Origin of the sequence: Kitasatospora sp. NPDC059462, assembly GCF_042749955.1 — a bacterium.
GTDB lineage: Bacteria > Actinomycetota > Actinomycetes > Streptomycetales > Streptomycetaceae > Kitasatospora.
Window position 1 is genome coordinate 1 of sequence record NZ_JBHYUU010000339.1, and the last position, 4,055, is coordinate 4,055.

A 4,055-nucleotide genomic window follows, 5' to 3' on the forward strand; every position below is an offset into this window, starting at 1 on the left:
CCGCGGAGACCACCACCGTGTGCGACACCCCGGGGGTGTTGTCCACGAAATTGGTGATCAGCCAGTTCAGGTTCTGTGCGGCCTGGCTCATCTGACTCAACTCAACGCTCCTGGTGGTTCGAGCCGCCGAAGAGATCGGTGCTGCGATTCTGCTGTCCGTTGCCGGACGGGTCTACCTGATCGGGGTCGATCCGGAAGCTTCCGGTGGTACCGGCGTTGCGGCCCTGCTCGACGCCGCGGCGCAGGTTGGTGAGGCGGCCGCGGACCTCCTCGGGCGTGCGGGAGACCTGCGGGCCGTCCTGCGGAGTGGGCTTGGCGTTGCCCGCCACCAGGTTCTGCTTGGGCACGCGCCGGGGCAGGCCGGCCTGGGTGGTGCCGCCGGAGGAGGGCTCGCGGAGCTTCTCGGCGCGCTGCCAGTCACCGTCGTTGGGCGACTGCCAGGCCGCGGTGCCGGCGGCGGTCGGGCCGGTGGGCCCGTAGCCGCCGAGGGCGGACACGTCGTGGCCGCGCGGTTCGGCCGGGGTGGCCGAGGTGTCCCTGGCGCCGGTGAACCAGTTCGGGCTCTCCCCGTTGCCGTCCTGCTGGCCGGAGGGGAAGCCGCCGCCGGCGAGCTGCTGGCCGGGGCGGCGCTGCGGCAGCCCGGACGGCAGGGTGGCGGGGGCGCTGTCGGCGGCCGGGAGGGCGGGCTGCTCGGGGGCGTACGGGTGGCCCGCCGGGGCCTCCTCGGCCTGGCCGGCGTACTGGTCGTCGTAGCCGGGGCCGGCGTAGCCGCCCTCCCCGCCGTAGCCGTCCTGCTGCCCGTACTCGTCGGCCCGGCCGTACTCGTCGTAGCCCTGCTGCGGGTACTGGCCGTAGCCGTCCTGCTGGTAGCCCTCGTCGTAGCCGGCGCCCTGGCCGTACTCGTCCTGGTAGCCGTACTGGTCGCCGTCGTAGCCGGACCGGCGGTAGCCCTCCTGCGGGTACTGCTCGTCCTGGCCGTAGGCCTCGTCGTTGCGGCGGCCGTAGGCCGGGTAGTCGTCCTCGGTCTCGGCGTCCACCACCGGCGGCAGCTCCGCCTGCGGTCCGGCCTCCAGCGCGGCGCGGCGGACCTGGTCCAGGCGCTGCGAGCGCTGGACGGCCTCCAGGGCCGGGCTGAAGCCGGTGGGGCCGGCGTTGCCGAGGCCGGTGAGGTGGTCGTCGAAGCCGAGTTCGGCGGCGCTGCGGACCGTGTCGTGGTCGGCGGGCCACTCGGCGGACGGCTCCTGCTCGGCGAAGATCCGGGAGACGGTGAACTGCTCCTCGGGCTCCGGCGCCGCCGCCATGTGGGTGAGGAACGGCGGGAGCATGACCAGCGAGGTGGTGCCGGCCGACTCGCCGGACGGGCGGAGCTGGACGCGGATGTCGTGCCGCTGGGACAGCCGGCCGACCACGAACAGGCCCATGCGGCGGGAGATGGTGGCGTCGACCGTGGGCGGCTCGGCCAGCTTCTCGTTGATCTCCGCGAAGTCCTCGGCGGTGAGGCCGATGCCCTTGTCGTGGATCTCGACGAGCACCCGGCCGTCCGGCAGGCGGGTCGCGTTGACCAGCACCCGGGTCTGCGGGCTGGAGAAGGTGGTGGCGTTCTCCAGGAGCTCGGCGAGCAGGTGGACGAGGTCGGTCACGGCGGCGCCGACGACCTCGGCCTCGGGGATGCCGGAGAGCTCGACGCGCTCGTACTGCTCCACCTCGGACGCGGCGGCGCGCAGCACGTCGACCAGCGGGACCGGGGTGTTCCAGCGGCGGCCGGCCTCCTCGCCCGCGAGGACGAGCAGGTTCTCGCCGTTGCGGCGCATACGGGTCGCGAGGTGGTCCAGCTTGAAGAGGTTCTCCAGCTGGTCCGGGTCGGCCTCGTTGTTCTCCAGGTCGGTGATCAGCGCCAGCTGGCGCTGGATGAGGCTCTGGCTGCGGCGCGAGAGGTTGGTGAAGATCGCGTTGACGTTGCCCCGGAGCAGCGCCTGCTCGGCGGCGAGCGCGACCGCCTGCCGGTGGACCTGGTCGAAGGCCCGGGCGACCTCGCCGATCTCGTCCTTGCCGTGCAGCGGGATCGGGGTGACGTTGGTGTCCACCCGGTCCGGGTCGGTCTTGGAGAGCCGCTCGACCAGCTCGGGCAGGCGGTGGTCGGCGATCTCCAGGGCGGCGTTGCGCAGGGTGCGCATGCCGAGGATCATCGAGCGCGCCACGTAGCCGGTGAGGACACCGGCCAGGATCAGCGCGGTGAGCACGATCAGCGAGTTGAGGATGGCGTCGAAGCGGGCGTTGTCCCGCAGTTCGGCGGCGTCCTGGAGCACGTCGTCCAGCAGCACGACCTCGGTGGCGCGGAGGCTGGAGATGTGGGTGTTGGCGGCCTGGTTCCAGTTCTCCGGGGTCAGGCCGGAGTCCTTGGCCTCCTTGTACGCGCGGTCGGCGACCTCCTTGCCCTGGGACTGCCCGTTGGCGGCGGCCTGGGTGTAGGCGGTGCCGATGTTCAGCAGGCCCTGCATGGTCGGGACGCTGCCGTTGGGCATGCGGTAGGCGGCGCGCTGGTCGGCGTTGGCCTGGGCGACCTGGGCGGCGGAGTACTTCGCGGCGTCCTCGGGGGCGCTTCCGGTGTTGAACTCGGAGAGCGCGGTCTGCTCCAGGCGCTGGGCGACCAGCAGCTGCTGGATGAGGTCGACGTTCTCGTACCGGGTGGTCTTCTGCGCGGAGATGCCGACCAGCAGCTGCAGCATGAGGGCGCGCTGGGTCGAGGCGGAGGCCTTGGCCAGCGACATGGCGTAGATCGAGCGGCCCTTGCTGGTCAGGTTGGACGAGCCGAGGCCGACCGAGTTGTCGTAGGACAGCAGCGGGGCGTACATCACCGAGTAGGCGCTGACGGTCGCGGAGGCGAAGAGGTTGTCCGCGTAGGCGGCGGCGCGCAGCTGCGGCAGGTGGACGACCACGGACTGGAAGGCCTCGTGGCGCCGGGGGAGCTCGCCGGACTTGTCGCTGGCCTCGTAGGCCGCGTTGTACGCCTTGAGGGCGGCGTCGGTGGTCGAGCGCGCCTTGGTGACGTCGTTGTTCGGGTCCTGCTTGGTGATCAGGGGTATGAGCGTCTTGTCGCGCTCGCCCTCCAGGGCCTCGGCGAGCTCGGTGGCGGCCTTGGCGAGGGTGGCGGTGCGCTGGGCGCGGTCGGCCTTGATGAAGCCGTCGATCGAGGTGTTGACGCGCAGTCCGCCGAAGACCAGGCCGATGACGACCGGGATCAGCAGGATCGCGATCAGTCGGGCGGGCACGCGCCAGTTGCGCGGGCGCACGAAGTCGTACCGGCTGCTCCTGGGACCGGTGTCGTCGGTCCCGGAGCCGTTGCCGTTGCCGCTGCCGGGGGTGGGGCCGGTGCCGGTGCCCGGTCCGGACGCGCGGTCCGTGCCGGGGTTGGGCTGCTGCGGTGCCGGGGCGGCCTGCGGCCGTTCCTCGGCCGGTGTGAACGCCGAGAACCCGCCCGGTTCCGGTGCGGTGCCGTTCGGCTCGCTCTGGCGGGGCTCGGAGCGCCGCTGCGGGGCGACCTGCTGCTTACGCCTCACTCGACAACTACCTCTCGGCCGACAGCCGGCCATGGATCAATCCAGCGCTACCCCCGGGGCCGCCCGCTCCGGGGAGCGGCAGCCGTACGGGATCCAGGGGTAGCTGGAATTTCAGCACGTGCAGGGATGGGGGACAAACAGCTGCTGGTGGGCGATCCGTGCGGTGCAATTCAGGACATTCGCCGACATGTTGGCGCAAAACTGTGGTCTTCTGGCGCTGAGTGACGCTGATTCGCTACAAACAGTCATTGTTGATCACGAAATGCCTACCGAACTGTTATCCGCTGCTTATGAGGGGGTCTTGCGCGGGGCGCCCGGACGACACCCCTCCGCAAGCGAACGTGCCCCGGCGCCCCGCCGGCCTGACGGGGTGCCGGGGCCGCCGACCTCGGATTCCGCTCAGCGCAGGCGGGCGAGGAGGGCGTGTTCGACGAGGGTGATGAGGGCGCTCTTGGCGCTGTCGCGGCGTCGGGCGTCCAGGGTGATGACGGGGGTGTC

Annotated in this window: 1 protein-coding gene and 2 pseudogenes; all 3 read right to left on the reverse strand. The window is 71.7% G+C overall.

The annotated features are described in order from the left end of the window. Positions 1-91, reverse strand: a pseudogene (locus tag ACFXAM_RS38075) (roadblock/LC7 domain-containing protein); the annotation flags it as partial. Positions 92-101: 10 nt separating this feature from the next. Further along, entirely contained in the window at positions 102-3,557 is a 3,456-nt protein-coding gene (locus ACFXAM_RS38080) for a nitrate- and nitrite sensing domain-containing protein (RefSeq protein ID WP_380298451.1), read from the reverse strand. 399 nt (positions 3,558-3,956) lie between these two features. Then, a pseudogene (locus ACFXAM_RS38085) lies at positions 3,957-4,055 on the reverse strand (ATP-binding protein); the annotation flags it as partial.